The sequence below is a fragment of the Vibrio rumoiensis 1S-45 genome (assembly GCF_000286955.2).
Taxonomy (GTDB): Bacteria; Pseudomonadota; Gammaproteobacteria; order Enterobacterales; family Vibrionaceae; genus Vibrio; species Vibrio rumoiensis_A.
The window spans coordinates 17,203-18,325 of sequence record NZ_AJYK02000045.1 but is presented as its reverse complement, the minus strand read 5'-3'; the positions used below and the strand labels follow the sequence as shown (position 1 = coordinate 18,325).

Sequence of the window (1,123 nt, the reverse complement as noted above, 5' to 3'; positions counted from 1 at the left end):
TCGTATGCCGCCGAATTCGTTTGGTGTTGATTGGTCAAATATGAATAGTGGCGGTATTGAGGCGCAAGCAGATACTAATCAGGCTGTAGCACATGTGGATTCTGTGATGAAAGAGAATGCTACTTCGAAAGAAGCTATAGCCGATTATGTCGGAATAGGTGCCGGGCTGGGTAGTTGCGTAACATTCGTTGGATGTGGTGCAGGCCTAACGAATGCAGCTATTGCATTTAGTGATTTAGGTGAAGTGTTATCTCAGGGTATTTCGGTAAATCCTGTGGATAATGATCCAATCCAAAAAGGTGTGATCAGTATAATGCCGGACTTTGTTGGGAAGGAGCAAAATAAAAAATTAGCTTCAGATATTGTATTAGGGTTACCCACGGTTAAGTCGCTAATAGATATTAATAAATCAATATCCAAACCGGAAGCTATAATGGATTCCTTGAATAAATCTTTGGATATACTAAGTGTTGATATACTGCATGATACAATTAAATCAGATTTAAATGAGGTGGATAGTGAATGATATGAAATCTTTTTTTCTCGGTGGATTGAGAAAGCTTATAAGTTGGATTTTTATTATATTTCTAATTATTGGTTCGGTTTCACTGCTGTCAATATTAGATCGAGATAAAACAAGCATAGGGGTAATTATTGAAAAGTCTTGCGCGCCAGTAATTAAAGATAATGATAGATTATATATCGTAATAAAAAATAATCATAAGATTCTTAGCTTCAAAATGAAGCTGGATAGTCCAGATTGTAATTTATTTCTTGATGAAATTAATTTAAAAGAGAAGGTTAAGATTTTTTATAATGAAGGTTTATTAACTTCATCTTTGTATTACTTGGAGTTAAGTGATGGTAGGGTTATAAAAGGACGATATTATAATGAAAGTAACTAGCTTTCAAAAGAATCAAGTCAAAGAGCAGGGGGGTTGGAGGATCTAAATTGATGGCAGCAATGGTCATTTAATCGTGGCCCAAGGTGAAGACGGTCAAGGTCGTTATATTGTGCAAGATATGTCACAAATCCCATTAGATGGAGATGTAAAGCAATATATAGAAAACTTAGATTCAGGCTATGAATTTTATGAGTTGCAACCACAAAAAAATGCCATGG

2 protein-coding genes are annotated in these 1,123 nt (G+C 35.2%); both read left to right on the top strand.

The genetic code is table 11. The features are described from left to right. Positions 1 to 526: hypothetical protein (locus A1QC_RS15525; RefSeq protein WP_158006022.1), on the top strand; the 526-nt coding region annotated here is incomplete at its 5' end. Further along, positions 519 to 905: a hypothetical protein gene (locus A1QC_RS06085; RefSeq protein ID WP_017026098.1), complete on the top strand. Its 387-nt coding sequence runs from the start codon at positions 519 to 521 to the stop codon at positions 903 to 905. The genes A1QC_RS15525 and A1QC_RS06085, both read left to right, overlap by 8 nt. Positions 906 to 1,123 lie beyond the last annotated feature (218 nt).